The sequence below is a fragment of the Herbaspirillum sp. WGmk3 genome, from assembly GCF_023952535.1.
In the GTDB taxonomy this organism is placed as follows: Bacteria; Pseudomonadota; Gammaproteobacteria; order Burkholderiales; family Burkholderiaceae_D; genus Herbaspirillum; species Herbaspirillum huttiense.
The window spans coordinates 1-229 of the sequence record NZ_JAKYWT010000181.1 but is presented as its reverse complement, the minus strand read 5'-3'; the positions used below and the strand labels follow the sequence as shown (position 1 = coordinate 229).

General features: G+C 39.7%; 1 protein-coding gene. It reads left to right on the top strand.

The genetic code is table 11. The features are described from left to right. The coding region (locus MKD49_RS26650; protein ID WP_252697789.1) for a hypothetical protein at positions 1-229 on the top strand (229 nt) is incomplete at both ends.

The window sequence follows — 229 nt, the reverse complement described above, 5'->3', positions numbered from 1 at the left end:
GGGGGCCCCCCCCCCACCAACACCCCCAAAAACACCCCAAAACAACCCCACAACAAACAGCCCCCCCCCCGCGCCCACCCGGGCCCAACAAAAAAAAAAAAAAAAAAAACAAACAAAAAAAAAAAAAAAAAACAAAAAAAAAAAAAAAAACAAAAAAAACAAAACCACCCAACACCCAAAAACAACCACCCCCCCCAACAAAAAAAAAAAAAAACAAAAAAAAAAAAAC